Annotated in this window: 30 protein-coding genes; 12 read left to right on the forward strand and 18 right to left on the reverse strand. The window is 67.8% G+C overall.

Annotation, left to right across the window (positions count from 1 at the left end; all coding sequences use genetic code 11):
* Nucleotides 1-78: 78 nt before the first annotated feature.
* From OPU70_RS01425 to OPU70_RS01435, 3 genes are read right to left on the reverse strand one after another with little or no spacing between them, the layout of a single operon-like run.
* Nucleotides 79-750: a response regulator gene (locus tag OPU70_RS01425; RefSeq protein WP_042537568.1), complete on the reverse strand. Its 672-nt coding sequence runs from the start codon at nt 748-750 to the stop codon at nt 79-81.
* On the reverse strand, nt 747-2,003 hold the full coding sequence (locus OPU70_RS01430) for a sensor histidine kinase (RefSeq protein ID WP_498557017.1): 1,257 nt from the start codon (nt 2,001-2,003) through the stop codon (nt 747-749). Before OPU70_RS01430 ends, OPU70_RS01425 begins: the two co-directional genes overlap by 4 nt.
* A gap of 5 nt (nt 2,004-2,008) precedes the next feature.
* Nucleotides 2,009-2,629, reverse strand: coding sequence for a DedA family protein (locus OPU70_RS01435; RefSeq protein WP_042537564.1), 621 nt, complete (start codon nt 2,627-2,629; stop codon nt 2,009-2,011).
* Between the two features lie 111 nt (nt 2,630-2,740).
* On the opposite strand from OPU70_RS01435, the gene OPU70_RS01440 reads away from it, so the two are divergent.
* The 5 genes from OPU70_RS01440 to OPU70_RS01460 all read left to right on the forward strand — a co-directional run bounded on the left by OPU70_RS01440 (nt 2,741) and on the right by OPU70_RS01460 (nt 6,567).
* Entirely contained in the window at nt 2,741-3,043 is a 303-nt protein-coding gene (locus OPU70_RS01440) for a CHY zinc finger protein (RefSeq protein WP_042537757.1), read from the forward strand.
* A gap of 75 nt (nt 3,044-3,118) precedes the next feature.
* Nucleotides 3,119-4,717, forward strand: a complete 1,599-nt coding sequence (locus OPU70_RS01445) for an ABC-F family ATP-binding cassette domain-containing protein (RefSeq protein WP_042537558.1) — start codon at nt 3,119-3,121, stop codon at nt 4,715-4,717.
* Nucleotides 4,718-4,747: 30 nt separating this feature from the next.
* Complete coding sequence (locus OPU70_RS01450) at nt 4,748-5,365, forward strand: pyridoxamine 5'-phosphate oxidase family protein (protein WP_042537556.1); 618 nt, start codon at nt 4,748-4,750, stop codon at nt 5,363-5,365.
* On the forward strand, nt 5,362-5,796 hold the full coding sequence (locus tag OPU70_RS01455; protein WP_042537554.1) for a cupin domain-containing protein: 435 nt from the start codon (nt 5,362-5,364) through the stop codon (nt 5,794-5,796). Before OPU70_RS01450 ends, OPU70_RS01455 begins: the two co-directional genes overlap by 4 nt.
* 3 nt (nt 5,797-5,799) lie before the next feature.
* Nucleotides 5,800-6,567, forward strand: a complete 768-nt coding sequence (locus tag OPU70_RS01460) for a LamG domain-containing protein (protein ID WP_228385515.1) — start codon at nt 5,800-5,802, stop codon at nt 6,565-6,567.
* A 6-nt stretch (nt 6,568-6,573) separates the two neighbouring features.
* Here the strand turns inward: OPU70_RS01460 and OPU70_RS01465 are convergent, their stop codons facing one another.
* From OPU70_RS01465 to OPU70_RS01480, 4 genes are read right to left on the reverse strand one after another with little or no spacing between them, the layout of a single operon-like run.
* On the reverse strand, nt 6,574-7,374 hold the full coding sequence (locus tag OPU70_RS01465; protein WP_079112932.1) for an SURF1 family cytochrome oxidase biogenesis protein: 801 nt from the start codon (nt 7,372-7,374) through the stop codon (nt 6,574-6,576).
* 8 nt (nt 7,375-7,382) lie between these two features.
* Complete coding sequence (locus OPU70_RS01470; protein WP_042537550.1) at nt 7,383-7,577, reverse strand: hypothetical protein; 195 nt, start codon at nt 7,575-7,577, stop codon at nt 7,383-7,385.
* Entirely contained in the window at nt 7,574-7,930 is a 357-nt protein-coding gene (locus tag OPU70_RS01475) for a DUF3099 domain-containing protein (RefSeq protein ID WP_079112931.1), read from the reverse strand. The genes OPU70_RS01470 and OPU70_RS01475 overlap by 4 nt, the downstream gene beginning before the upstream one ends.
* A gap of 50 nt (nt 7,931-7,980) precedes the next feature.
* Nucleotides 7,981-8,631, reverse strand: coding sequence for a DUF4190 domain-containing protein (locus tag OPU70_RS01480; protein ID WP_498557018.1), 651 nt, complete (start codon nt 8,629-8,631; stop codon nt 7,981-7,983).
* Nucleotides 8,632-8,734: 103 nt separating this feature from the next.
* Here OPU70_RS01480 and OPU70_RS01485 point away from each other — a divergent pair, with 103 nt between their 5' ends.
* Nucleotides 8,735-9,442 carry a beta-ketoacyl-ACP reductase gene (locus tag OPU70_RS01485; RefSeq protein ID WP_042537549.1) on the forward strand — a complete coding sequence of 236 codons (708 nt, stop codon included), beginning with the start codon at nt 8,735-8,737 and terminating at the stop codon, nt 9,440-9,442.
* 21 nt (nt 9,443-9,463) lie between these two features.
* On the opposite strand, the gene OPU70_RS01490 is transcribed toward OPU70_RS01485, so the two are convergent.
* From OPU70_RS01490 to glgC, 3 genes are all read right to left on the reverse strand, one after another.
* Entirely contained in the window at nt 9,464-10,162 is a 699-nt protein-coding gene (locus OPU70_RS01490; RefSeq protein WP_475123081.1) for an alpha/beta fold hydrolase, read from the reverse strand.
* Nucleotides 10,163-10,195: 33 nt separating this feature from the next.
* Nucleotides 10,196-10,831, reverse strand: coding sequence for a phosphoserine phosphatase SerB (serB, locus tag OPU70_RS01495; protein ID WP_042537545.1), 636 nt, complete (start codon nt 10,829-10,831; stop codon nt 10,196-10,198).
* A gap of 61 nt (nt 10,832-10,892) precedes the next feature.
* Complete coding sequence (gene glgC, locus OPU70_RS01500) at nt 10,893-12,134, reverse strand: glucose-1-phosphate adenylyltransferase (protein ID WP_498557019.1); 1,242 nt, start codon at nt 12,132-12,134, stop codon at nt 10,893-10,895.
* 69 nt (nt 12,135-12,203) lie between these two features.
* Between glgC and glgA the strand changes: the two genes are divergently transcribed.
* The 3 genes from glgA to OPU70_RS01515 all read left to right on the forward strand — a co-directional run bounded on the left by glgA (nt 12,204) and on the right by OPU70_RS01515 (nt 14,540).
* A complete protein-coding gene (glgA, locus tag OPU70_RS01505; RefSeq protein ID WP_042537541.1) occupies nt 12,204-13,388 on the forward strand; it encodes a glycogen synthase in 1,185 nt (394 codons plus the stop codon).
* 17 nt (nt 13,389-13,405) lie between these two features.
* Nucleotides 13,406-14,191 (forward strand): ABC transporter ATP-binding protein, encoded by a 786-nt coding sequence (locus OPU70_RS01510; RefSeq protein WP_042537538.1) that lies wholly within the window; start codon nt 13,406-13,408, stop codon nt 14,189-14,191.
* Nucleotides 14,192-14,282: 91 nt separating this feature from the next.
* Nucleotides 14,283-14,540 carry a type B 50S ribosomal protein L31 gene (locus tag OPU70_RS01515; protein WP_042537536.1) on the forward strand — a complete coding sequence of 86 codons (258 nt, stop codon included), beginning with the start codon at nt 14,283-14,285 and terminating at the stop codon, nt 14,538-14,540.
* A 75-nt stretch (nt 14,541-14,615) separates the two neighbouring features.
* Here OPU70_RS01515 and OPU70_RS01520 read toward each other — a convergent pair whose 3' ends face one another.
* From OPU70_RS01520 to OPU70_RS01530, 3 genes are all read right to left on the reverse strand, one after another.
* Nucleotides 14,616-14,897, reverse strand: a complete 282-nt coding sequence (locus OPU70_RS01520) for a hypothetical protein (protein ID WP_042537534.1) — start codon at nt 14,895-14,897, stop codon at nt 14,616-14,618.
* A gap of 65 nt (nt 14,898-14,962) precedes the next feature.
* Complete coding sequence (locus OPU70_RS01525) at nt 14,963-16,210, reverse strand: alpha/beta fold hydrolase (RefSeq protein ID WP_042537532.1); 1,248 nt, start codon at nt 16,208-16,210, stop codon at nt 14,963-14,965.
* Between the two features lies 1 nt (nt 16,211).
* Nucleotides 16,212-18,215: a DUF262 domain-containing protein gene (locus OPU70_RS01530; protein WP_498557020.1), complete on the reverse strand. Its 2,004-nt coding sequence runs from the start codon at nt 18,213-18,215 to the stop codon at nt 16,212-16,214.
* 176 nt (nt 18,216-18,391) lie between these two features.
* Here OPU70_RS01530 and OPU70_RS01535 point away from each other — a divergent pair, with 176 nt between their 5' ends.
* A complete protein-coding gene (locus tag OPU70_RS01535) occupies nt 18,392-19,165 on the forward strand; it encodes a hypothetical protein (protein ID WP_042537528.1) in 774 nt (257 codons plus the stop codon).
* A 190-nt stretch (nt 19,166-19,355) separates the two neighbouring features.
* Complete coding sequence (locus OPU70_RS01540; protein ID WP_042537526.1) at nt 19,356-19,859, forward strand: DUF3145 domain-containing protein; 504 nt, start codon at nt 19,356-19,358, stop codon at nt 19,857-19,859.
* 136 nt (nt 19,860-19,995) lie between these two features.
* Here the strand turns inward: OPU70_RS01540 and yczR are convergent, their stop codons facing one another.
* Nucleotides 19,996-21,399: a MocR-like transcription factor YczR gene (gene yczR, locus OPU70_RS01545; protein WP_042537524.1), complete on the reverse strand. Its 1,404-nt coding sequence runs from the start codon at nt 21,397-21,399 to the stop codon at nt 19,996-19,998.
* A gap of 95 nt (nt 21,400-21,494) precedes the next feature.
* On the opposite strand from yczR, the gene yczE reads away from it, so the two are divergent.
* Nucleotides 21,495-22,160: a membrane protein YczE gene (gene yczE, locus OPU70_RS01550; RefSeq protein ID WP_042537522.1), complete on the forward strand. Its 666-nt coding sequence runs from the start codon at nt 21,495-21,497 to the stop codon at nt 22,158-22,160.
* 62 nt (nt 22,161-22,222) lie between these two features.
* Here the strand turns inward: yczE and OPU70_RS01555 are convergent, their stop codons facing one another.
* From OPU70_RS01555 to OPU70_RS01570, 4 genes are all read right to left on the reverse strand, one after another.
* Nucleotides 22,223-23,461, reverse strand: coding sequence for a beta-ketoacyl-[acyl-carrier-protein] synthase family protein (locus OPU70_RS01555; RefSeq protein WP_042537520.1), 1,239 nt, complete (start codon nt 23,459-23,461; stop codon nt 22,223-22,225).
* A gap of 90 nt (nt 23,462-23,551) precedes the next feature.
* A complete protein-coding gene (locus tag OPU70_RS01560) occupies nt 23,552-23,800 on the reverse strand; it encodes an acyl carrier protein (RefSeq protein ID WP_017202249.1) in 249 nt (82 codons plus the stop codon).
* Nucleotides 23,801-23,869: 69 nt separating this feature from the next.
* Entirely contained in the window at nt 23,870-24,871 is a 1,002-nt protein-coding gene (locus tag OPU70_RS01565) for a beta-ketoacyl-ACP synthase III (RefSeq protein WP_042537516.1), read from the reverse strand.
* Nucleotides 24,868-25,788: an ACP S-malonyltransferase gene (locus OPU70_RS01570; RefSeq protein ID WP_475434364.1), complete on the reverse strand. Its 921-nt coding sequence runs from the start codon at nt 25,786-25,788 to the stop codon at nt 24,868-24,870. The genes OPU70_RS01565 and OPU70_RS01570 overlap by 4 nt, the downstream gene beginning before the upstream one ends.
* Between the last annotated feature and the right edge of the window lie 90 nt (nt 25,789-25,878).

Consider the following 25,878-nt stretch of genomic DNA (forward strand, 5'->3'; position numbering starts at 1 on the left):
CGTATGAACGCGGTGCCGTGCGGGGGATCACCCCCAGGGCTGGTTCGCACCCCTACCGGGGTGTGATCCTGGCGAGGCTCAGGATGCGGGTTCGACCAGGCCGGCGTCGTACGCGAGGATCACGGCGTGCACACGGTCGCGGAGTCGGAGCTTCGCCAGCACCTTGCCGACGTGGGTCTTCACGGTCTGCTCGGCGATGAACAGATCGGCGGCGATCTCGCTGTTCGATCTGCCACGCCCGATGAGCACGAGCACCTCTCGCTCTCGGTCGGTGAGCTCGGCCAGCGAGGTCGCGGCTCGCGGTGTGCGCGGCCGCCGCCCTGCGAACTGCTCGATCATGCGCCTCGTCACGCTGGGGGCGAGCAACGCGTCGCCGCCGGCGACCACGCGCACGGCGTGGACGAGTTCTTCCGGAAGAGCGTCTTTCAGCAGGAACCCGCTCGCCCCGGCCTCGAGCGCGTCGTACACGTAGTCGTCGATGTCGAAGGTCGTGAGCATGAGGATCCGCGGCACATGGGCTGCGGGGTAGCCGGGACCGAGGATGCGACGGGTCGCCTCGATGCCGTCGACCTCCGGCATCCGCACGTCCATCAGGATGACGTCCGGATCGAGCCGCGCGGCGAGAGCGACGGCCTCGGCGCCGTCGGCCGCCTGCCCGGCGACACGGATGCCGTCGTGAGCGTCGAGGAGCGCGGCGAATCCGGCCCGCACCATGGCCTGGTCATCGGCGATGAGGACGCTGATCGTCACGGGGTCTCCTCGGGTTGCTCTGGGGTGTTGTCCCGCGGTCGTGCGTCTCTGAGCGGCAGCGAGGCCATGACTTCCCAGCCGCCGCCCGTCGTGGGGCCCGCGTCGAACGAGCCGCCCAACAGCTCGACGCGCTCGCGCATGCCACGCAGCCCGTATCCGCCGCCGGGAGACGCGGGTGAGCCCGGGGCACGGCCGTTGCGGACGCGGATTCCGACCGCGTCGGGGTCGGCCTGCACGCGCACCGTGACGGCGGCACCCGATGCATGTCGCACCGCGTTGCTCAACGCCTCCTGGGCGATCCGGAAGGCCGCGATCTGGACGGCCTGCGGCGCATCCGTCACGGAACCCGTGATCTCCAGGCCGACGGTCACTCCGGCTCGACGGATGGTGTCGACGAGGGCGGGGATGTCGTCGATGCCCTGCTGCGGTGCGAGCTCGGCCGTCTGGTCTTCGGTGCGGAGAACCCCGAGCATCCGTCGCATCTCGGTCAGCGAGGTGCGCGCCGTGGCCGCGATGCTGTCGAACTCCACGGACGCGGCATCTCCGATCTCGGGCAACCGGTAGCGTGCGGTCGACGCCTGCACCTGGATCACGGACATGCTGTGCGCGATCACGTCGTGCAGCTCGCGAGCGATGCGGGTGCGCTCCTCGACGAGAGCTCGTCGTGATTCCTCGAGGGCGGAGTGCTCGCGCTCGCGTGTGAGCTCGGCAGACACCCGAACCCGTCCGGCGACGAGGACCGCCACGAGGAACATCGCCGCGGCCAGGGAGGTCGTGACGATGAGGTCGGCGGTGACGCTGCCGGCCGTCTCTGGAGTGGCGACGACTTCGGGGCGCAGCAGCGGCGCCGTGAGGGAGAGCAGAGCTCCGATGGCCAGGGGGAAGACGCCCGCTCTGGCCCCGTGCACGAAGGTCACGACGCCGACCAGGATCACGAACGTCAGCAGCGCGGGCACAGACCACGGCCAGGGGGCCTCCGTCGCGAGAGCCGGGACGACGAGAAGCGGAAGCGTGAACGCCGCAGCGCAGAACAGCGCGATCGCCCATCGCGGGTGACGCAGCGACATGAGTGGTGCGGCGCACAGAGCGGCACCGAGGATGAACGAGAGCGGCAGCGAGGTGCCGTACAGCACGGTCTGCACCGGCACGAGCACCGAGAACAGCACGAGGCTCGCAGCGCCGAGCGCCGTGAGCGCGGCGGTGCGACGGCTGATGCGGGGAGCGCGCTCGGTGCGCGGCCGACGACGTGCCATGTCTGTCATCCTGCCAGTTGCAGAACACGGGTGCGTCGCCGACGGGATGCCGTGACGCGGTCGATCACCAGCCCGATGACGAGAGCCACGGCGATGCCGATGCCGGCGCTCACGAGCGGCTGGTCCTTGATCCACGAGCCCGCGAGAAGTCCGATGGCGAGGCTCAGGGCGCTCCAGCTGATGCCTCCCACGATGCTCAACGGGAGGAACCTCCGCCAGGGGAAGCGCAGGGCACCGGCTGACATGTTGACGGCGACGCGGCCGACCGGGATGTACCGGGCGCCCAGAATGAGCGCCGCACTGCGGTGCGCGAGTGCTCTCTCTGCATGAGCGAATGCGGAGGCGACTCGCGGACGGCGCATCCATGCCCACCGGGTCGTGCCCAGCCTGCGGCCGAGGGCGAACGCGATGTTGTCGCCGATCGTCGCCCCCACAGCGGCGATGAGGCCGAGGGGCAGCAGCGTCCAGAACTCACCGGTCGACGCGAGTACAGCGGCGGCTGCCACGAGGACTGTCTCGCTCGGCACCGGCGGGAAGAAGCCGTCGATGATCGTCACCGCGAGCAGCACGGCGTACAGCCAGGGAGAGGCGACGGTCTGCAGGATCAGCTCGTTGATAACATCCACCTCAGAAGGCTAGGAAGCAGGTGGCTGGTGGGGCATCACCCTGAGGTATCGACCGCGTCCCTCTGGAGAGGTAGATCCGACGATCGCCCGACCGAGGTCGGGGCGACCACCGTGCACGGCCTGCTGGTCGACGACCAGACCCGGTGCGAGCACTATCAGGGGCCGCTCGACGTCATCGCCCTCAAGTTCGCGTGCTGCCGCGACTGGTACCCGTGCCACCTGTGTCACGCGGAGCTCGCCCGGCACGATGCGCGCCGGTGGTCGACGGACGAGCGTTCGACGCAGGCGGTGCTCTGCGGCGTCTGCGGTTCGCTGCTGAGCATCGACGCCTACCTCGAGACATCGGAGTGTCCGACGTGCTCGGCGGTCTTCAATCCGGGCTGCCGGCTGCATCACGATCTGTACTTCGACTGAACACACAGCCGGGCGATCTATACTGGGAGTTTGGCCCCTCGGCCTGAATCCCCTTGAACGAACGGACATCCCGCTGTGCTTGCCGTGCACGAACTCGAGATCCGCGTGGGCGCACGCCTCCTGATGGAGAACGTGTCGTTCCGCGTGAGCGACGGAGACAAGATCGGTCTCGTCGGCCGCAACGGTGCAGGCAAGACCACGCTCACCAAGGTGCTCGCCGGTGACGTTCTGCCGTCGGGCGGAAGCGTGACCCGCTCGGGCCAGCTCGGCTACCTGCCGCAGGATCCCCGATCGGGCAACCCCGAAGACCTCGCCCGCACCCGCATCCTCGACGCCCGCGGACTCGGCCAGCTCAACCTCGGGATGAGCGAAGCCGCACTCGCGATGGGGTCGGACGACCCCGCGGTCGCCGACAAGGCGATGAAGCGCTACGCGCGTCTCACCGAGGAGTTCGAAGGTCAGGGCGGGTACGCGGCCGAGGCTGAGGCAGCCTCCATCGCGAACAACCTGTCGCTGCCCGACCGCATCCTCGACCAGCCGCTCTCGACGCTGTCCGGTGGTCAGCGCCGTCGTATCGAGCTGGCCCGCATCCTCTTCTCCGATGCGGAGACGATGATCCTCGATGAGCCGACCAACCACCTCGACGCCGACAGCGTCGTGTGGCTGCGCGAGTTCCTCAAGAACTACAAGGGCGGGCTGATCGTGATCAGTCACGACGTCGAGCTCGTCGGCGAGACCGTCAACCGGGTGTTCTACCTCGACGCGAACCGCCAGATCATCGACACCTACAACATGAACTGGAAGAACTACCTGCGTCAGCGGGTGGCCGACGAGGAGCGCCGCAAGAAGGAGCGCGCCAACGCCGAGAAGAAGGCCACGACCCTGCAGCTGCAGGCGGCCCGCTTCGGGGCGAAGGCGTCGAAGGCCGCCGCCGCTCATCAGATGATCGCGCGTGCCGACAAGCTGCTCGCCGGACTCGATGACGTCCGCCAGGAAGAACGCGTCGCCAAGCTGCGCTTCCCGAAGCCCGCACCGTGCGGCAAGACCCCGATGATGGCGACCGGACTCTCGAAGTCCTATGGCTCACTCGAGATCTTCACCGACGTCGACCTCGCGATCGACCGCGGATCCAAGGTCGTCGTGCTCGGACTCAACGGTGCAGGAAAGACGACGCTGCTGCGCATGCTCGCGGGCGTCGACCAGCCCGACACCGGTCAGCTCGAGCCCGGACACGGTCTCAAGGTCGGGTACTACGCGCAGGAGCACGAGAACCTCGATGTGAATCGTTCGGTGCTCGAGAACATGGTGTCGGCTGCTCCGCACATCACCGAGATGGAAGCGCGCAGAGTGCTCGGCTCGTTCCTGTTCACCGGAGATGATGTGCTCAAGCCCGCCGGGGTGCTCTCCGGCGGTGAGAAGACGCGTCTCTCGCTGGCGACGCTCGTGGTCTCGTCCGCGAACCTGCTGCTGCTCGACGAGCCCACCAACAACCTCGACCCCGCATCGCGCGAGGAGATCCTCGGCGCGCTCGCGCACTACGAGGGAGCAGTCGTGCTCGTCTCGCACGACCCGGGTGCGGTGCAGTCGCTCAACCCCGAGCGCGTTCTGATCCTCCCCGACGGAGTCGAAGACCTCTGGAGCCAGGAGTACCAGGACCTCATCGAGCTCGCCTGATCCTTCGCCCCTCGTGGCATAGTCGAGAGCGTGACGCACGACGAACATGACTTCGACACCGCCCAGCTCAACGAGTGGCTGAAGGGTCGGCACGCTCTCACCGGGCGAGCCCCTGACTGGGATCTCAGCGCACTTCCTGACGACCCGAGCGCGCTGTTCGCCACGTGGCTGCGCGCAGCGGCTGAGGCCGGGGTGGCTGAGCCGCACACGGTGACCCTCGCGACCGTGGATGCCGACGGACTGCCCGACGCTCGCACGCTCATCCTGAAGCGGATCGATGAGCGAGGCTGGGCGTTCGCCAGCACGAGGTCGTCCCGCAAGGGCGCGCAGCTGGCTGCCTCGCCGGGCGCGGCCCTGAACTTCTGGTGGCAGCCGCAGGTGCGCGCGGTGCGGGTGCGAGGCCGTGTGGAAGAGGCGACTGCCGAGGAGAGCGCCGCTGATCTCGCAGCGCGCTCCCCGGCCGCGCGGGCAGAGGTCGCCGACGGCGACTGGGTGCTGTGGCGGATCATCCCCACTCGGGTCGAGTTCTGGCAGGGATCGAGAGACCGCCGTCACACGCGGGTGGTCTTCGACGCTGTCGACGACGGATGGAGCCGCTCGATCATGGGCGGCCCGGCAGATCAGAGGTCGGAAGGGCGAAGGGCGTGAGCGGATACCAGGTGATCGAGATCGGTGCTCTCGACGAGTGGCGCGCACATCATGGCGGGTTCGACCAGGCGCGCTCGCGCGACGGCCGTCGAGTCGTCGATCATGAGCTGACGATGCAGTACATCGGCCTCACCGCGAACGCCCTCGAACCGGGGGAGGAAGCCGGCTACTGGCACGTCCATTCGCGGGTCGAGGAGCTCTATGTGTTTCTCGACGGACGCGGGCAGCTGGGACTCGACGACGAGGTCGTGGAGGTGGGCCCGGGAACGGTGATCCGCGTGGGACAGGGCGTCGCGCGTACCTGGCGCGCTCGGTCCGACAGCCCGGGAGAGCTGCGCTGGCTCTGCATTCGAGCCGGAGGAGAACAACTTCCGCATCTCCCCGACGACAGCTCTCGCCTCCCCGAGAAGCCGATGCCCTGGCGGGATTGATCCGTGGCCGAGCTCCTGCCGCCGCGTCCGTCATCACCGCCGGCTTTCACGGATGACTTCACTCGGGGGCTCGACGCGGAGAAGTGGGTTCCGCACTACCTGCCGCACTGGACGGTGCCCGAGCGCTCCGCAGCGCGATTCGCTTTCGTCGAGGGCGGACTGCAACTCCGGATCGAGCACGATCAGCTCGACTGGCGACCGGACGACGCGCCGCTGCGGGTCTCGAATCTGCAGACGGCGACGTACTCCGGTCCGGTCGGATCGACCGCCGGCACGCATCGCCACCGCGACGACGGGCTCGTGGTCGAGACGCATACGCCGCCGCGACTGCTCTTCACACCCTGTCGTGGGCGGATCGACCTCACGGTTGCCGCGGGCACCGACGAAGGATGCATGCTCGCGGCGTGGCTCGTCGGTACCGAACACCTCTCCGAGACGGACGCCGGCGAGATCTGCATCTTCGAGATCGACGCCTCAGCTGTCGGGAGCACGACGCGGGTACGAACGGGCATCAAGTCGCACCACGACACGAGGTTGACGACCGACATGGTCGAGGTGACCCTCCCGTTCGATGCCCGGAGGCCGCATACCTGGACCGTGATCTGGGGCGATGGCGAGACGATCATCGGATGTGAGGGGCGGGTGGTGCGCCGCTTCACTCAGGCACCGGACTATCCCATGCTCCTGATGATCGACCTCTTCGAGATCGGCGGGCCCGCAGGCGCGTACCCCAAGACCGCCGTCATCGGCGAGGTGACGGCCTGGGACTGACGCGAGTCAGCGGGCGTCGAGCAGCTCGTCCTCGACGTCGGCGTCCTTGTCGCGCCGCCGAGTCGTCTTCACCGGTGCGGGCATTCCCTCGACCTCTTCACGGTGCTTCACGATCTCGGTCCGGATGATGTACCCGATGAAGACGAAGCCCATCAGCGCGAACAGGATCCACTGGATCGCGTAGGACAGGTGCGGTCCCGGGTCGTCGGTGGGTGAGTCGAAGCCGCCGAGGGTCCCGTCGCCGGGTGGAGTCTCGCTGACGATCTGCCCGTACGCGCTCGTGATGACGTCTCCGTCGACCAGCTCGGCGATCGAGGGGAGGTTGATCGTCGGCACCTGCCCATCGGGAGCACCTCGCCCCGAGGCCGGGAGCTGCTCACCCGGGCGCAGGCGCACGATGACCTCGACCTCTCCGGTCGGAGGAGCCGGAACGGAATCCGGGGAGTCGCCGTCGCCCGGAGGCACCCATCCGCGATCGACGATGAACACACGGCCGTCGACGTCGCGGAAGGGCACCAGGACCTCGAACGCGCTCGTGCCGCCGTGCGGGCGGTTGCGCACCAGCAGCTGATCATCGGCGATGTACTCGCCGTTCAGCACCACGGGATGCCACACGTCACCGGGATCGAGCACTCCGTCGTCGCCGATGAGATCGGCGAGAGGGACGGGATCGGCGTCGTAGTTCTTCTCCACGAGCTCGATCTGCTCAGATCGCGTCTCATTGCGCTCGAACTGCCAGTTCGACAGGAACGCGCAGGCGATCGCGAATCCGATCGCGATCAGCACGTATACGGTCCATCTACCCATCCGGGCACTCACGAGGGCACACCATCTCTCACTGTCACGGGGAAGTCCCTGGCCGCCAGGTAGTCACGGAGGAAGCCGACGTGCTCATCGCACGCGAGCCAGATCTTCTCACGGTCGGCCGCATGGATACGCGGATTGCGCCACACCACCTGCATGGTCGCCGCGTTCCGGCATCCGGCGCGCGAGCACTCCAATCCACTCACTCGCGATCCTGGCGGCTCTCGTGGATGGTGATGATGCCAGGAGCTGGGGTCTCGTCGACCGGGAGCGTCGGAGTCGCGGCCGGAGCCTCCAACTGCTGCACAGGCGACTCTGCCGTCGTCTCAGTGCTGTCGCTGCCCGCGTTCGCGAAGACGACGGCGATGTACGGGAGCACCGCGGCGGCCAGCGCGAACACCCAGGTGTACCAGCCGTAGGGCTGCACGAACATCATCAGGGCGAAGCAGACGATGCGGATGGTCATCGTGAGCGCGTATCGGCGCACGCGGTGGTCAGCCTCGTCTTTCGGCGACTGCGGAAGCGAGGTGACGGCAGGGACCAGGGGCTTGCTCTTCACGATGAGTCCAGCCTACGCCGCCGCGGGCTCCGCGGCTCGCCCGTCTGCCGCTAGGCGGAGAAGAGGAACGGCAGCGTGAAGGCGCCGAAGAAGAGGAAGCCGATCACCGTCATGACGATGCCGACGACCAGGACCGCGACCATGATGTACCCCATGATGAGGCCCGCGAAGGCCATGCCGCGGCCGCCGATCGCCGGGTTCTCCTTCGTCTGTCGCAGCGCCATGTGGCCGGTGATGACGGCCACGATCGACGCGAGCAGCGGCACCACCGCCCAGAAGAGGACGACGCCCGCGATTCCGCAGATCAGCGAGGTGATCGCGAGTCCGCTGGCGGGGCGAGGAGCGGGGTAGGGCACCGCGCCGTAGTTCGGATATCCGGCACTGGGCTGACCCGGTGCGGACGCCGCCCCGTAGTACGGCGGCTGGGCGGCGGCGTACGGCTGAGCCACAGCAGAGCCGTAGGGCTGCTGCGGGGCATACTGCGGCGGCTGCGGCGACGGGGTCGCGTGCCCCTGCGAAGGAGCGACCGACGGCGCCGCACCGGGATACGCCTGGTACGGCTGCGCCGAGGGCGCCGCGGGAGCCGGCGGAGCCGGTGCGAGAGGCGCCGCCGGGGGAGTCGGCTGCTGTCCGTCCGCCGAGGTCGGGATGCTGTTGTCGCTCACGGTGATGCCTTTCGTCGGGTTCAGCGTTCCAGCCACGCGGCTGTTCTGTCAAACGTCGACCCGAACGAGTCACAGCATCATCGGTAGGATCGATGACGACCCGGCCGCCGTACCCGCACCGGCCAGATCAGGAGTGGAAATGAGTTCTCGCGTCGTCCTCGTCACCGGTGGAAACCGCGGCATCGGCCGCGCGATCGCCGAACGATTCGTCAGGGACGGCTACCGCGTCGCCGTCACGGCTCGCAGCGGCGAAGGCCCCGAGGGCACTCTCACGGTGCGTGCAGACGTCACGGATGCCGCTGCGCTCGACGCGGCCTTCACCGAGGTCGAGCAGCAGCTCGGACCCGTCGAAGTCGTCGTGGCGAATGCCGGCATCACGAAGGACACCCTGCTGCTGCGGATGAGTGAGGACGACTTCGACAGCGTGGTCGCGACGAACCTCGGAGGCACCTTCCGCGTCGTGAAGCGGGCATCGAAAGGCATGCTGCGGGCTCGATTCGGCCGAGTCATCCTCATCTCCAGCGTCGTGGGCCTCTATGGCTCGGCCGGGCAGGTGAACTATTCGGCCTCGAAGAGTGCGCTCGTCGGCTTCGCACGTTCTCTCACGCGGGAGCTCGGCGGACGCGGTATCACCGCGAACGTCGTCGCCCCCGGATTCATCGAGACCGACATGACCGCTGAGCTTCCCGAAGAGACTCAGAAGCAGTACAAGGCGAACATCCCGGCCGGGCGATTCGCGACGCCCGATGAGGTGGCCGGCGTCGTCACGTGGCTTGCAGGCGATGACGCCGGGTACATCTCGGGTGCTGTCATCCCCGTCGACGGCGGCCTCGGCATGGGGCACTGACACTCCACCGACGACGTACCGTCATCGGCGGGTGATCGCCGCATCGAGCAGCGCGGCGAGTCTGTTCGGTACCGAGAACTGAGGCCAGTGACCTGAGCCGATGCGCACGACCTCGGCATCGTCGATCGCACGGAACTCTTCGGCATACGGCCCCCACTGCTCGAGCTCGGACTCGAGAGTCTCCTGGTCGAGACCTCCCATGAGCAGCGTCACCGGCACCCGGTGCCGCGCACCGGGGCCGAGCTCGATCTCATCGGTGGGCACGCGCGCTGGCACGCTGTGCGTGAGCGGCGCGGTGCGCGCACGGGTCGCCTCGTCGAGGTCGTCGACTTCTTCCGCAGGGAAGAACTCCCATCCGGGGAACGGGACGACGCCGTCCACGATCTCGAACTCGCTGATGCCGAATCCGGACGGCGGCGGTACGGTGTCGACGAATATCACCCGCGAGACGCGGTCGGGCCGCGCATCGGCCACGCCCCAGGCGACGTTGCCACCGCCGCTGTGACCGACGACGACCACGGGCGCGGCGACGGCGTCCACGGCGGCGACAGCGGCGTCGACCCAGTCGGCGATGCCGATGTCAGCGGACTCGGCGGCCGGGAGGCCCACGCCCGGCATGGTCAGCGGATGCACGGTGTGCCCTGCGCGTTCGAGATCGGTGGTCACTTCGCTCCAGCTGGACGCGTCGAGCCAGAGACCGGGGATGAGGATGATGTCCATGCGCCCGAGGGTAGACGGGGCATCGGACATCCGCTAGGGCAGCAGCGCGATGACCTCGGAGAGATCCTGCGGTCCGATGACGAGGCTCGCAGCCTCGCGCACGGCGGGCTTCGCGTTGAACGCCAGTCCGAGTCCCGCGACCGCCATCATCTGCAGGTCATTGGCTCCGTCGCCGATGGCGATCGTGGCGTGGCGGGGCACTCCGAGCTCGTCCGCCCACTCCAGCAGCGAGGCGGCCTTCACGGCGGCATCGACGATCTCGCCGTCGACCCGACCCGCCAGAGCACCGTCGACCACCTCGAGTCGATTGGCGCGCCAACGGTCGACACCGAGCTCCGGTGCGACATCGTCGAGGATCTCGTGGAATCCGCCTGACACGACCCCGACGACACCCCCGCGCTGATGCACGGCGGCAGTGAGCTCACGCACGCCCGGAGTCGGCTCGATCCGGGCGAGCACTCGAGCGAAACCCGAGACAGGAACGCCTTCGAGAGCTGCGACGCGTGAGCGCAGGCTCGTGGCGAAGTCGATCTCGCCGCGCATCGCGGCTTCGGTGGCTGCCTGCACCTCGGCGCCGCGCCCCACCTCGTCGGCGATCAGTTCGATCACCTCATTGCGGATGAGGGTGGAATCGGCATCGAGGACGACGAGGAATCGAGCGGCAGTCACGCCTCTGAGCCTATCGACCGCAAGGCGCGGGTCGGTGCACGGCGGTCTTCGGCCGACATCCTCAGCGATCGATGAAGAGCCCCTTGCCCACCACAGTGATGCCGGATTCGGTCACGGTGAAGCCTCGCGCGAGATCGCGTTCGCGGTCGACGCCGACGGTCGCGCCGTCGGCGAGCACGACGTTCTTGTCGAGGATGGCTCGATGCACCCGGGAACCGGCGCCGACTCTCACTCCGTCGAAGACGACCGAATCGGTGATGGTCGAACCGCCGCCGGCGAGAGTCCACGGGCCGACGACGCTGCGCTCGAGATGGGTGCCCGAGAGCACGGATCCGAGGGACACGATCGAGTCGATCGCGTTGCCGATACGCCCGACGGAGTCTCGCACGAACTTCGCGGGCGGCGAGTTCACGGCCTGCGAGTGGATGGGCCACTCCATGTTGTAGAGGTTGAAGATGGGCAGCGTGGAGATCAGATCCATGTGCGCGTCGAAGAAGGAGTCGATGGTGCCCACGTCACGCCAGTAGGAGCGGTCGCGTGGGGAGGACCCCGGGACGTCGTTGCGTTTCATGTCGTAGTAGCCGGCCTCGCCTCGATCGACGAAGTACGGCACGATGTCGCCTCCCATGTCATGACCGGAGGTGGGGGACTCGCCGTCTGCCTCGACCGCGGCGATCAGCGCGTCGGCATCGAAGATGTAGTTGCCCATCGAGGCGAGCACCTCGTGCGGGGAGTCCTCGAGCCCTGCGATGTCGGTCGGCTTCTCGAGGAACTGCTTGATGCGGCCCGACTCGGTGTCGGCGTCGATCACACCGAACTGAGACGCCATCGCGAGCGGCTGGCGGATGCCGGCGACGGTGGCCTTCGCGCCCGACTCGATGTGCGCGTCGAGCATCTGCCGGAAGTCCATGCGATAGACGTGATCGGCACCGATCACGACGACGATGTCGGGCTTCTCGTCGTTGATGAGGTTGAGGCTCTGCAGGATCGCGTCGGCCGAGCCGGAGAACCAGCGCTTTCCGAGACGCTGTTGCGCGGGCACGGAGGCGACATAGGAGTCGAGCAGCGCCGACATGCGCCACGTCTGCGAGATGTGGCGGTCGAGGCTGTGCGACTTGTACTGCGTGAGGACGACGATCTGTCGCAGACCCGAGTTGATGAGGTTCGATATCGCGAAATCGATCAATCGGTACTGTCCGCCGAAAGGCACTGCAGGTTTTGCTCGGTCGGCCGTGAGGGGCATGAGACGCTTTCCCTCGCCGCCGGCGAGGATGATGCCGAAGATCTTCTTTGGTGCGGACATGCACCCACAATAGATGTGATTCGGCTCGGCTAACTAGCATCTGGACAAGTGAGTCACTACCGTCTAGACATGCGCGTCGAGATGATCACGAAGGAATACCCGCCGGAGATTTACGGAGGTGCCGGTGTGCACGTCGCAGAGCTCGTCACGGCCCTGCGGCAGAATATCGATGTACAGGTTCGTGCCTTCGGTTCTCCCCGAGATGAGGCGGGTACTTTCTCCTATCAGGCCCCGTCGGAGTTGGCCTCGGCCAATGCCGCTCTGCAGACGCTCGGAACCGATCTCGAGATCGTGGCGGCCATCTCCGACGCCGACCTCGTGCACAGCCACACCTGGTACGCGAACTTCGCCGGACACCTCGCCTCGCAGCTGCACGGCATCCCTCACGTGCTCACCGCCCACAGTCTCGAGCCGCTGCGCCCCTGGAAGGCAGAGCAGCTCGGCGGGGGATACGCGGTGTCGAGCGGCATCGAGAAGCTCGCCTACGAGAACGCGGCGGCGGTGATCGCGGTCAGCGCCGGCATGCGCGAGGACATCCTGCGCAGCTATCCCTCCGTCGACCCCGCCCGGGTGCGTGTGATCCACAACGGCATCGACGTCGAGCGGTGGCGTCCGGTGCAGAACCCCGCGTTCCTCGAGTCGGTCGGCATGGACCCGACTCGACCGTCTGTCGTCTTCGTCGGTCGGATCACCCGTCAGAAGGGTCTGCCGTACCTCCTGCAGGCCGCTCGTCTGCTGCCGCCGGAGGTTCAGCTGATCCTCTGCGCCGGCGCACCGGACACCCCCGAGATCATGGCGGAGGTGCAGGAGGGCGTGCGGCTTCTCCAGCAGACCCGTGAGGGGGTCATCTGGATCGATCGGATGCTGCCGCGCGACGAGCTCTCGGCGATCCTCACGGCGGCCACGACCTTCGTATGCCCGTCGGTGTATGAACCGCTGGGCATCGTGAACCTCGAGGCCATGGCGTGCGGTGCCGCGGTCGTCGGCACGGCCACCGGGGGCATCCCCGAGGTCGTCGACGACGGCGTGACAGGGCGTCTCGTGCCGATCGAGCAGCTGCAGGACGGCACAGGGACGCCGGTCGACCCCGAGCGCTATGTCGCCGACCTCGCGAGCGTGCTCACCGAGGTGACGTCCGATCCGGAGCAGGCTCGCGCCTACGGCGCGGCCGGTCGGGAGCGCGCGCGCGACGAGTTCAGCTGGGATGCGATCGCCGACACCACGCGCGCGCTCTACGCGGAGCTGACCGCCTGAGCCGATAGGCTGGAGGCATGTCGATCGCCTTGGAATTCACCGACGTCGTCGTGCGCCGCGAGGGGCGCGACATCATCGATCACGTGACCTGGCAGGTCGACGATGATCAGCGGTGGGTGATCCTCGGACCCAACGGCGCCGGCAAGACCACACTGCTCCAGCTGGCGGACACGCTGATGCACCCGACCTCCGGAGCGGTCACCGTGCTGGGGGAGACCCTCGGTCGAACCGACGTGTTCGAACTGCGGCCCCGCATCGGCTTCGCCTCGTCGGCGATGGCGAAGCGCGTGCCGCGCGACGAGACCGTTCTGAACACGGTGCTCACGGCGGCGTACTCCGTTCTGGGGCGCTGGAACGAGAACTACGAGGACATCGACGAGCGCCGCGCGCTGCGGGTGCTCGGCGACTGGCGTCTCGACCACCTGGCTGATCGCACGTTCGGAACCCTGAGCGACGGCGAGCAGAAGCGCGTCCAGATCGCTCGGGCCGTGATGACCGACCCCGAGCTGCTGCTGCTCGACGAGCCGACGGCCTCGCTCGACCTCGGTTCGCGCGAGGAGCTGCTCGCGCTCCTGAGCGGCTATGCCTCGTCGCCGACGACACCCGCGATGCTGATGGTCACGCATCACGTCGAGGAGATCCCGGTCGGTTTCACGCACGTGCTGCTCATGCGCGAGGGGCGCATCGTGGCAGCCGGACCCATCGCCGAGACCCTGACCGCAGATACGCTGACCGAGACGTTCGGAATGCCGATCGTTCTGAGCAGCGACGAGGGCCGCTACGCGGCCCGCGCGGCATCCTGACGCGGATCTGATAGAATCGATCCTTGGTGCTCTCTGCACCGCAGACTTCCCTCGTCCCTGGCACAATCCAGGGCAGCAACTAAGGAATCCCATGAAGACTGACATTCACCCCGTGTACAAGGCAGTCGTGTTCCGCGACCTCGGCTCGGGCGAGACGTTCCTCACCCGTTCGACTGTCTCCAGCGACAAGACGATCGAGCTCGACGGCGTCGAGTACCCCGTCATCGACGTCGAGATCTCGTCGGCATCGCACCCGTTCTACACGGGCAAGCAGCGCATCATGGACTCGGCCGGCCGCGTCGAGAAGTTCAACCAGCGCTTCAAGGGCTTCGGCGGATCGAGCAAGTAACGATCACCGCGTTCGAAGGCCCCGTGTTCCTCGGAACACGGGGCCTTCGTCGTCTCATCCCGGTGGATCGCGGGGTCAGATGTCGATGATGATGCGTTCCCCGTCGATCCTGCCGGGCGGGTCGCCGGGAGCGGGCGCCGGTGCGGTGCGCTTCGTCTGGCGATCGCGCTCCATCCCGGCCTCGTGTGCCGACGGCATCCAGATCGCGTCGAACGAACCGCCCAGTCCGCCGCCTGCGCTCTCGTACTTCTTCTCGAGCGGCGCCTTCGCGTAGACCGCGACGATCACCACGACGATCGCGATCACCACGACGAGGAGGATCGCGATCGTGAGCAGCATCCCGAGTGCGTCGGCCATGAGACCAGGCTATGCGGCCGTCGCCGCCTCGGCATCCGTCTGCAGGAGGATTCCGGCGGAGATGCTCAGCGGATGCGTCGTCCGTGCGCGAGGTCGATGAGGTGCGTCAGCACAGGGCCGGAGCGCACGCCGTTGTGTTCGTGCTCACTGGTCACCCAGAGCTCGACGCCGGGCAGCAGGCGTGCGGTCTCGAGTGAGAACTCCATCGGGACATAGACGTCGTTCACATAGACGGCGGCAGCGCCCGTCGCACCGGAGGCGGCGATGGCGACCTCGTTGTAGATCCGGGGCCACTCGAAGTCCGCCAGCGCGAGCGTGACGTCTCGCCACGGCTGGAAGGCGGGCACGGTCTCGGTCCATTCGCGGCGGATGTGCTCGCCCGTGAACAGTGTGACGTCGTCGCGGAAGTCCTGCGGCTCTGTGCGTTCCGCCGACCAGCGTGTGGCGTGCCCGCTCGCGTAGCTCGATTCGTGGAACGCGAAGTAGAGCGGGTTGCGGCCGCCGTACGGCATGGCGTGCATCAGATCATGGCGGAACGCGTTCGACGCGGGATCGCGCTCGAGCAGCGACCATACGGTCTGCCACCCGTCATTCGTGCCGAGCGCCGAGCCCACGGAGCGCAGCCGTGACGGCGAGACCACTTCGCCGTCGGGAAGCACGATCTCGCCTGCCGCGGCCTGATCGACCAAGCGGCGCATGACGTCTCGGTGCTCGGGGAACCGGCGGTAATACCGCTCGGAGGCGGCGCGCATCTTGTCGTAGCAGAGCGCGTAGACCTCGTCGGGGTGCCGGTCGACGGTGCTGAGTCCGCCGGTGATGAAGACATCGGCGAGCGAGTCCGAATCGGTGGACAGGTAGGCCAGGGTCGTGAATCCCCCGAAGGACTGGCCGAGCACGCTCCACGTCTCCGCGCTGAGGTGCTCGCGCATCGCCTCGCAGTCGCGGACGATCGCATCGGCGCGCAGATGCGTGAGGTACTCGGCGACCGCAGCGGAGCCGCGCTCGAGATCGGCATCGCCGACCGGCGTCGAGAGCCCGGTGCCTCGCTGGTCGAGCATCACGACCCGATAGTGCGCGAGGGCCTCGTCGAGCCAGGCGGGGGACGTCGACGAGTGGAACGGTCGAGGGGCCTCGTGGCCCGGCCCGCCCTGCAGGAAGACCAGATAGGGGAGGCGTTCGCCTCCTTCGCGTGTGACGACCCGCGCGAAGATGTCGATCGTGCGGGTGTCTGTCGGATCTCCCCATACGAGCGGGACGGTCAGTGTGTGCTCTTCGACTGTCAGGTCGAGGAGGCGGCGGATGGTTGTCGTCATGTCACATCACATTCCCGATGTAGGAGTACTTGACGAAGACCTCCGAGGCGATGTCCGCCTCGTCGAGCACGCCCTGCACTGCGTTCATCATGTAGTTCGAATCCCAGCCCATGTAGAGGTGGTGGGTATCGTCCAGCTGATCCCACTGCCCCTTCCAGGCCATCGAGTCGTAGATCGGGCCGCCGTGGGTGGCGCAGTACGACACGGCGGCATCGCGGGTGTCCGTCCATGCGCGACGGAAGACACGGTTGAAGAGGTGTTTGACGTCGAAGACCTCCCAGCGCTCTCCGCGGTACTCGACATACTCGAACTCGCGCTCCCATCCGGCCGGCCACCCGCGCCGGCGCACCGCATCGAGGATGGGAGTGAGCCCGTCGTCGTCGATCTCGGGCAGTGCGGGGCGGGCCCAGATCGTCAGCAGATCGGCGGTGAGCCGGATCGTGCGCTGAGAGATGGCCGCCGTTCCCCACGTCTCCGTGGCAGCGAGTGCACTGGTCTCGGGGACGGAGCTGCGAGCATACGCCGCGTCCCGTTTCACGGAGTACGACTCTCCGAAGACCCGCTCTGCGAGCGACTGCTCGAGCAGAGTGAGATTGCCGAGTGTCGGGGCGAGCGCGCGATGCGCGTTGCGCTCGTCGTCCGAGTAGTCGATCCACGGACGCTGGCCGTCGCCCGACCAGCTGTCGCTGGGGACTGAGGGCACGATGTGCTCCACATCGAACTCGTCAGGGTCGTCGACTCCCTCGAGCCGCCCGAGGACATAGGCCGGATGCGGCAGCTCGCTGTACTTCAGCACGGCGCTGACGCGCTCGTCCGACGGCGTGATCCGGGCGAACGCTCGAGCCAGTGCCTCTCTTCCGTTCGCGCGCGCTCGGCAGAGGCGGGCCACGAGTCGCTCGTTGGGCAGGTTCACGAGTGTGCGCCGCAGATACATCGCCTGGATCCACTCGAGCGTCTCGACGAGCTCGTCGCGGCCGATGAGCCCGCGGCTGTGATCGCTGTAGACGCGGAGAACGAGCGGATAGGCTGCGCGGCCGAAGGTGTTCACGTATCGCAGCTGCCGAGCGATCTCGGGGTCGCGCTCGAGAGACGGGTCGAGCAGTATGCCGTAGATCTCGGCGTAGTGGCGCCAGACCTCGGCGTCCGCCTGCAGGTGATCGAGGTCGACGCGGGGGAAGGACTGTCGGAACGCGCTGTAGACACCGTGCTCGCCGTTGGCCGCCACCTCGCGCCCCGTCGTCATCACGAGGTAGTGCCGCCAGAACGCGCCGATGGTCTCACCGGTGTGCTGCTCGATCGGGAGCCAGAACCGCGCCTCGACGTCGAGCTGCTCGGCGTGGGTCAACCCCATCAGCATGTAGTTGTGGATGAGCTCGTGATCGCGCAGCGGCTCGCCGGTGGAGTTCAGGCTCTCGAAGATCTGCTGCGCGTTCGCGTCGGCGCCGAGGGTGATCGAGACGTGCTCGAGCTTCTTCAGACCCGCCCAGATGTGCGGCGCCTCGTCGGCGTGCACCTGGCTGCGGAAGAACGCGTAATTGTCATCGAACCGAGATTCGCGCTCTGCCTGGACATCGCGCTCCAGCACCACGGACTCGTACAGCTCGGCCCACGCGTCGTGAGGGCGCAGCTTGGTGCGATCGGGGTCGTCCGGGCGCACGAGCACCCGGTCGAGGTCGGCGGCGAGCAGGGGATCGGAGTCCTGAACCGCATGTCGGAGCGCTGCGACCAGCAGCATCAGCGTCGTGATGCGCTGCTGGCCGTCGATCAGCACGAGGTCGGTGTCGGCGTCGCTGTCGTCGGCGGCCGAGAGGATCGACCCGATGAAGTGACGGTGCGACGAGTCTTCACGGGCGACGGCCCGGACGTCGGAGAGCAGCTGCTCGCAGCCGCCGATGTCCCACCTGTACTGACGCTGGTACACCGGCACGACGATGGTCGTGGAGTCCTCTGCGAGCCACTCGATCGTGTTGACAGCTGTCGCCTCGACGTTGGTCGCAGTGCTCATGCTGGTGTCTCGTCCTCCCGTAACGCCGTGCGCCGAGGAGTCGCCAGGCGCCCGATTCAGTCTATTCGCTTATTCACGGCGGCCCTCGGCGGCGCTCCAGAAGTGCCCTGTTAGGCTTGCCTTATCAGGGCCTGTTAAAACGTGCTGGCCCCCGATGAAAGGATCTGGTTCAGATCATGGGATACATCAAGTCCGCTGCGCTCGAAGACAAGGGCTTCGTCGTTCTCGACAGCTACAACCAGGAGCTCGACCCCAAGGAGTGGCTCGACATCGAGTACAACGACTGGAAGTCGTCGGGTGACACCCGCTTCGCCCCTCTCGCCAGCGCCAAGGGCGAGATCGAGTGCAACGGCTTCTGGAACCACAAGCCGCCGCGCACCGACAAGGACGGCGTCTGGATCGACTCGCAGACCGCCAAGGCCCCCAACCTCACGCGTCGCGCGCAGGAGCCCGGTGCCAACGTCGGTCGCTGCCGCGTCATCGAGCTGCAGCCGACTCCGTACGGCGAGTGCCTCTACAACCTCCACCAGGACGACAACAACCGTCTGAACCCCGACGGCACCGGCTGGGTCGTCCGCGGGTTCTTCAACCTCAGCGACGACAAGGACAGCTTCTTCGTCCTGCGCGAGAACCGCACCGACCCGAGCATCGAGTACCGCATCGCTCTGCCGGCGGGCGCTCAGCTCATCGTCGACACGCAGCGTCTGTGGCACGCCGCGACCCACGTGGGCACGGAGCCGCGCTACTGCCTCATCACGTCGTGGACGTCCGGCCCCGAGCTCGACGCCTACATCGAGAAGTACCACGGCACGCAGGACGTGCCTAACGTCGAGGTCCCGCAGGAGGTTCTCGAGGCCGGATACGCCGAGCAGGCCCGCCGCGACGCCGCACGCGCCGCGTACTACGCCGCAAAGGGACAGCAGGTCAAGCAGGCCATGAGCGAGGCGTGATCCTCGTCTGATCAACGGCCGTTCGCGGTCTGAAGGCCCCGGTCCCGCGCGACCGGGGCCTTCGTCGTGTGAATCACATGCTTGTGATTTCGCCTGGTCTGGGCGAGAATAGGCCCACAACCGCATATTCACGCCAGTTCTCGTTGTTTCAGGTCGTTGGGGAAGACGCACCTGATGAAACGGAGAGATCATGGCGACGGCTTACGCACGCGGAGTGGTGTTCATCCACTCTGCACCTCGCGCGCTCTGCCCGCACCTGGAATGGGCGGTCGGTCGCGCTATCGGTCGCGCAGTGAACTTCGACTGGAGCGACCAGCCGGTGCTCGACGGCGCTCGACGCGCCGAGTTCTACTGGGACGGCCCGGTCGGCACGGGTGCCGCTCTTGCAACCGCGATCCGCGGGTGGGAGCATCTCCGTTTCGAGGTCACCGAGGATCCCACACCCCGCAGCGACGGCGGACGCTGGCTGCACACGCCCGACCTCGGCATCCACTATGCGCAGACGGATGCCGCGGGAAACATCGTCGTGGGCGAGGACCGCATCCGCTATGCGATGGAGATCGCCGCAGGCAGCGCGACCGAGCTGCAGCGTGAGCTCGACATCGCGCTCGGCTCCGCCTGGGACGAGGAGCTGGAGCCGTTCCGTCACGCGAGCGACGACGCCCGCGTGGTGTGGCTGCACAAGGTCGGCTAGGCGGACCCACAGACCTGGAACGGGAAGGCGCGAGTATCGGATGCCGGTGAGCGATCCCGGACGCTGAGAAGGCGAATCCCCGTTCCACAGATGACGAAGACCCCGTCCCGAACATCCGGGACGGGGTCTTCGTCTGTCAGATCACGGCCGAGCGTGGCATCTCGGCCCCGGCCGCGCGGCCCCCCGTCATGACGTCCTCCCACGCGAGTCTCAGTCGCCCCATCGCCTCGGCGGTGCGCTCAGGCGGCAGGGTGATCGGAATGCGCAGGCGCCTCTCGAGCACGCCGCCCGTCGAGAACCGCGGCCCCGGCGGAAGGATCAGTCCGTGAGCACGCGCGGCCAGCGACAGGGCGGTCGACACGGGGGCGCCGAGGTCGAGCCAGGCGGAGAGTCCGCCTCTCGTGGGTGGCATGGAGATGGTCTCGAAGGAGCCGAGTCCTGCCGCCACGGCTTCGCGGCCGGCATACAGGCGTGTCGCGACATGCGCGGTGAGCGCCGGCATCTCCTGCAGCAGCTCGACGGCGATGCACTGTTCGAGCAGCGCGGTGCCGAGCTCGAACGAGGGACGGGTGGCGAGCAGACGGGTCATGACCGAGCGGTCCGCCCGGATCCAGCCTATGCGCATGCCTCCCCAGGCGATCTTCGACATCGAGCCGACGGTGATCACAAGCGGGCTGAAGGCGGAGAAGGGAAGCGGGGTCCAGTCGCGATCGATGTCGAGCTCGGCGGTCGTCTCATCGACGATCAGGTGTGTGCCGACGCTCCGTGCCGTGGCCGCGATGCGTGTCCGCTCGGCGTCGGAGAGCGTGGCCCCCGTGGGATTGTGGAAGTCGGGGATCAGGTACGCGAGGTGGGGGCGTCCGCGCAGCAGGGTGTCGGTGAGATGGCCCTCGTCCCATCCTGTGACATCGACCGGCGTCGGCAGCAGCCGGTACCCGTGGCGGTGGAGCGCCTCGAGCGCATGCGGGAAGGTGGGCTGCTCGACGAGCGCGCGCTCGCCCCGCCGGCCGATCGAGGCGAGCACCAGATTGAACGCGTTGAGCGCGCCGGACGTGATCATGATCTCGTCCGCATCGGTCGGCACTCCGCGCTCGATGAAGCGCTGCGCGACAGCCTCCCGCAGCTCGGGGAGCCCTTGCAGTGAATAGCCGCTGGTGCCGCGCATGGCAGCGAGCCGAGGGAGTGACCGCACTGTCGCGTCGTACAGCCCAGGCGTCGAATCCATCGACGCGATCGACAGGTCGATGGCCGACTCGTCTGCTGCGCCGCCGGCCGGGGCCGCGGTGTGCGGCAGAGTGACGCGAGTGCCGCCCCCGTGCAGACGAGAGACGTAGCCGTCGCGCTCGAGGAGGTCGTAGACACGGGTCGTGGTGGAACGCGACCGCCGCAGCTCGATCGCGAGCGATCGCTCGCTCGGCAGCCGCTCGCCCACGGTGAGTCGACCGTCGAGGATCAATGCGCGGATGTGCTCCGCGAGGGCCTTGGCTGTGGCGCCGGCGACGTTGTGGGCACCGAGCTGCTGGACGAGCCGTGAGGTCATGAGTCCATGATGCCGCAAAGTGGACTGAAGAAAGCAGGCCACTTCTCGCCGAGTGGTCTCGTGAACCAGACGGATGGGTGGGCCAGCATGGAGAGATGCAGCTTCGTTCCGTTCTCCTCCCGATCAGCGCCACCAGTCGACGCGACGTCGTCGAGCGCATCGTGCAGCTGCTCGTGGGGTTGTTCCTCTACGGCGTCGCCCTCGGTCTGATGGTGCGCGGAGGCATCGGCGTCGCTCCGTGGGACGTCCTCGCTCTCGGCGTCTCGGGGCAGACGGGGATCGGATACGGCGTCGTCACCGTGCTGGTCTCGGTGCTCGTGCTGCTCCTGTGGATCCCCCTGCGGCAGCGCGTCGGGCTGGGCACCCTGCTCAATGCCCTGCTCGTCGGGCCGAGCGCGGATCTGGCTCTCGCCGTCATTCCCGCACCGACATCGATCTGGGTCGGGGCACCGATGTTCGTGGCGGGACTGCTGCTGCTCGCCTTCGCCACCGGGCTCTACATCGCGGCGGACTTCGGTCCCGGCCCGCGGGACGGCCTGATGACGGGGCTCGTGGGTCGCACCGGGTGGCCGGTGTGGCTCGTGCGCACCCTGATCGAGGGCGGCGTGCTGCTGATCGGCTTCCTGCTCGGTGGTCCGGTCGGCGTGGGCACGGTGCTCTTCGCCTTCGGCGTGGGACCGCTCATCGGCTGGTTCCTTCCGTGGACCACTCGCATCCGTGCGGCGAGATCCCGTCAGCTCGCGCGGGCGACCGCCCACTAGACCTGCAGACACGAGAGCGGCCCCCGGGATACCCGGGGGCCGCTCTTCGTCAGCGCTGCAGGTCAGTCGGCGCTCGCGAAGACGGCGACGGCGTTGTGGCCACCGAAGCCGAACGAGTTGCTGATCGCGAAGAGCTGGCCGTCGCCGAGAGGCTGCGCCTCGCCCGAGAGCTTGAACGGCACAGCCGGATCGGGTTCGGTCATGTTGATGGTCGGCGGGGCGACGCGGTCGCGGAGCGCGAGCAGCGCGAAGATCGCCTCGAGGGCTCCCGTGCCGCCGAGCAGGTGCCCGGTCGACGCCTTGGTGGCCGAGACGGGGATCTCATCGATCCGCTCGCCGAAGACCTTCTTGAGCGCGACGTACTCGTTGGGGTCGCCCACGGGGGTGGACGTCGCGTGCGCGTTGATGTGCGCGACCTGGTCGGCGGTGATGCCGGCCTCGTCGAGCGCCTGCGTGACGGCCCGTGCGGCGCCGGTGCCCTCGGGGTCGTTGCCCGTGATGTGGTACGCATCAGCGGTGACGCCACCCCCTAGAACGTAGCCGTAGATCTTGGCGCCGCGTGCCTTGGCGTGCTCCTCGGTCTCGAGGATGAGCGCGGCTGCGCCCTCGCCCATCACGAAGCCGTCGCGGTCGATCGCGCCGGGACGCGAGGCCGTGGCCGGGTCGTCATTGCGGCGGGACAGAGCCTGCGCGGACGCGAACGACGCCATCGTGATCGGGTGGATGGCCGATTCGGTGCCACCGGCGATCACGACGTCGGCGAGACCGTCCTGCAGGTGGTGGAAGGCGTGGATGATCGACTCGGTGCTCGAGGCGCAGGCGCTGACGACTGTCTGCGCGTAGGCACGAGCCTGGAACTGCAGCGACAGGTTGCCGGCCGCCGCGTTCGGCATGAGCATCGGAACGGTCAGCGGCATCACGCGGCGGGGGCCCTTCTCGCGCAGGGTGTCCCACGCGTCGAGCAGGGTCCACAGGCCGCCGATGCCGGTGGCGAAGTCGACTCCGAGACGCTCGGGAGCGACCTCGGGAGAACCGGCATCCGCCCAGGCCTCGCGTGCCGCGATGAGCGCGAACTGCGAGGAGGGGTCGAGCCGCTTCGCCTCGTGGCGGGGCAGGACCTCTTCGGGGCGGACGATCGCCTCGGCGGCGAAGGTGACCGGAAGTTCGTACTGCTGCACCCAGTCGTGCTCAAGGGTGCGGGTGCCGGACTGGCCTGCGAGCAGGTTCGTCCAGTTCTCGGGTGCTGTCCCGCCGATGGCGGACGTGGCGCCGATGCCGGTGACGACGATGCGCTTGGTCATGTGTGGTTCCTTGTCAGGCGGGTCGAGCAGAGAGCGGGCAAGGCGGAGGATGCCACGCCCCGGCAGCGCGGGGGTGGCATCCTTCGAGGATTACTCCTGGCCTGCGACGATGAAGTTGACAGCGTCGCCGACGGTCTTGAGGTTCTTGACCTCGTCGTCGGGGATGGTGACGCCGAACTTCTCCTCGGCGTTGACGACGATCGTCATCATCGAGATCGAGTCGATGTCGAGGTCGTCGGTGAACGACTTCTCGAGGGCGACCTCGGATGCGTTGATGCCGGTCTCGTCGGTGATGAGCTCTGCGAGGCCTGCGAGGACCTCATCGTTGGTGAAAGCCATGTGGTCTTCCTCTTTCTTACGGGTTTGTATTCGGAACCGTGGAACAGTCTAGGGAAAGTCGGCGCGTTCTCAGGGGAGGACGACGACCTGGGCGGCGAACACGAGTCCGGCGCCGAAGCCGATCTGCAGCGCGAGCCCACCCGAGAGCTCGGGATGCTCGGCCATCAGCCGGTGGCTGGCGAGGGGGATCGAGGCTGCCGACGTGTTGCCGGTGGTCTCGATGTCGCGCGCGATCACGGTCGACTCCGGCAGCTTCAGCTGCTTGGCGAACTCGTCGATGATGCGCATGTTCGCCTGATGCGGGATGAACGCGGCGATGTCGGTCGGTTCGACGCCGGCCTTGTCGAGCGCCTCGCGGGCGACCTTCGCCATCTCCCACACGGCCCAGCGGAAGACCGTCTGGCCCTCCTGGCGCAGGGTCGGCCACGGCACCTCGCCGTCACGGAACTCGGTCAGGGTCGCGTTCATGCCGACCGCATCGGCCTTGGAGCCGTCCGAACCCCACACTGCGGGGGCGATGCCCGGCGTGTCGCTCGGACCGATGAGTGCAGCGCCCGCGCCGTCGCCGAGCAGGAACGAGATGCTCCGGTCGGCAGGGTCGACGACGTCGGAGAGCTTCTCCGTGCCGATCACGAGCGCGTAGCGTGCGGCGCCCGACTTGATGAGCGCGTCGGCCTGAGTGATCGCGTAGGCGTAGCCGGCGCAGGCCGCGTTGACGTCGTAGGCGGCAGCCGGGTTCGCACCCACACGGTCGGCCACGATCGCCGAGACCGACGGCGACTGCTTCGGGTTGCTGATGGTGGCGACGATCACGAGGTCGATCTGGTCGGCGGGAACGCCGGACTTCTCGATGGCCTCCGCGCCGGCGATCGCGGCGAGGTCGATCGCATCCGTGCCCTTGTCGGCGCGCACGCGGGTCACGATGCCGGTGCGCTGGCGGATCCACTCGTCGCTCGAGTCGATGGGGCCGATCAGGTCGTCGTTCGGCACGGCGTTCTCGCCACGGGCAGCACCGAAGGAGTAGATCCGCGTGAAGGCGGGACCGGTGACCTGGTTCAGGATGGGGCTCATGCGGCTTCTCCGTTCAGCAGCGCGACGGCCGCATCGAGATCATCGGGGGTCTTCACGGCCACGGAGGGGACTCCGCGCAGACCGCGCTTGGCGAGACCGGTCAGCGCGCCGGCGGGCGCGAGCTCGATCAGGCCGGTGATGCCGTGATCGGCGAACGACGCCATGCAGAGGTCCCAACGCACCGGTGACGACACCTGGTCGACGAGGTGGCTCAGGGCCTGTGCGCCATCGGCGACGACGGATCCATCGCGGTTCGACCAGAGGGTGATCTGCGGGTCGGACGGGGTGACCGTCGCGACCGCATCGCGCAGAGCGGCGACGGCTGAGGCCATGTATGACGTGTGGAATGCGCCGGCCACCTGCAGCGGGATGACGCGGGTCCCCTTGACGGGCTCGGAGGCAAGGGCGTCGAGTCCTGCGAGCTCGCCGGCGACCACGAGCTGTCCGCCGCCGTTGTAATTGGCGGGTGAGAGCCCGAGCTCGGTGAGACGCGTGAGGATCGCCTCTTCATCGCCGCCCAGCACGGCGCTCATGCCGGTGGGGGTCTGTGCCGCCGCGTCAGCCATGGCGCGGCCGCGGATGCCCACCAGGCGCATGCCGGTCTGGGCGTCGATGACACCGCTGCCCACGAGCGCGGCGATCTCGCCGACCGAGTGCCCGGCGACACCGTCGGCGGGGCGACCGCCACGCGCCGTGAGCGCGTTCGCCGCGATCAGGGATGCGGCGACGATCAGAGGCTGGGCGATGCGCGTGTCGCGGATCGTGTCGGCATCCGACACCGTGCCGTGCTGCTGGAGATCGACCTCCGCCGCCTCGGAGTACGCGGCGAGGCTGTCTGCCACACCGTCGAGCTCGAGCCAGGGGGAGAGGAAACCGGGGGTCTGCGAGCCCTGTCCAGGGCATACGACGACAATCACAACCCCAGTCTGCCAACGATCCGCCATCAGTGGTGGATGATCCATCACAAGATTCGAGAAAACCCTTGTGTGTGGCGTACAGCTGATGGG

It is taken from the genome of Microbacterium sp. SWDP-B6, from assembly GCF_059803615.1.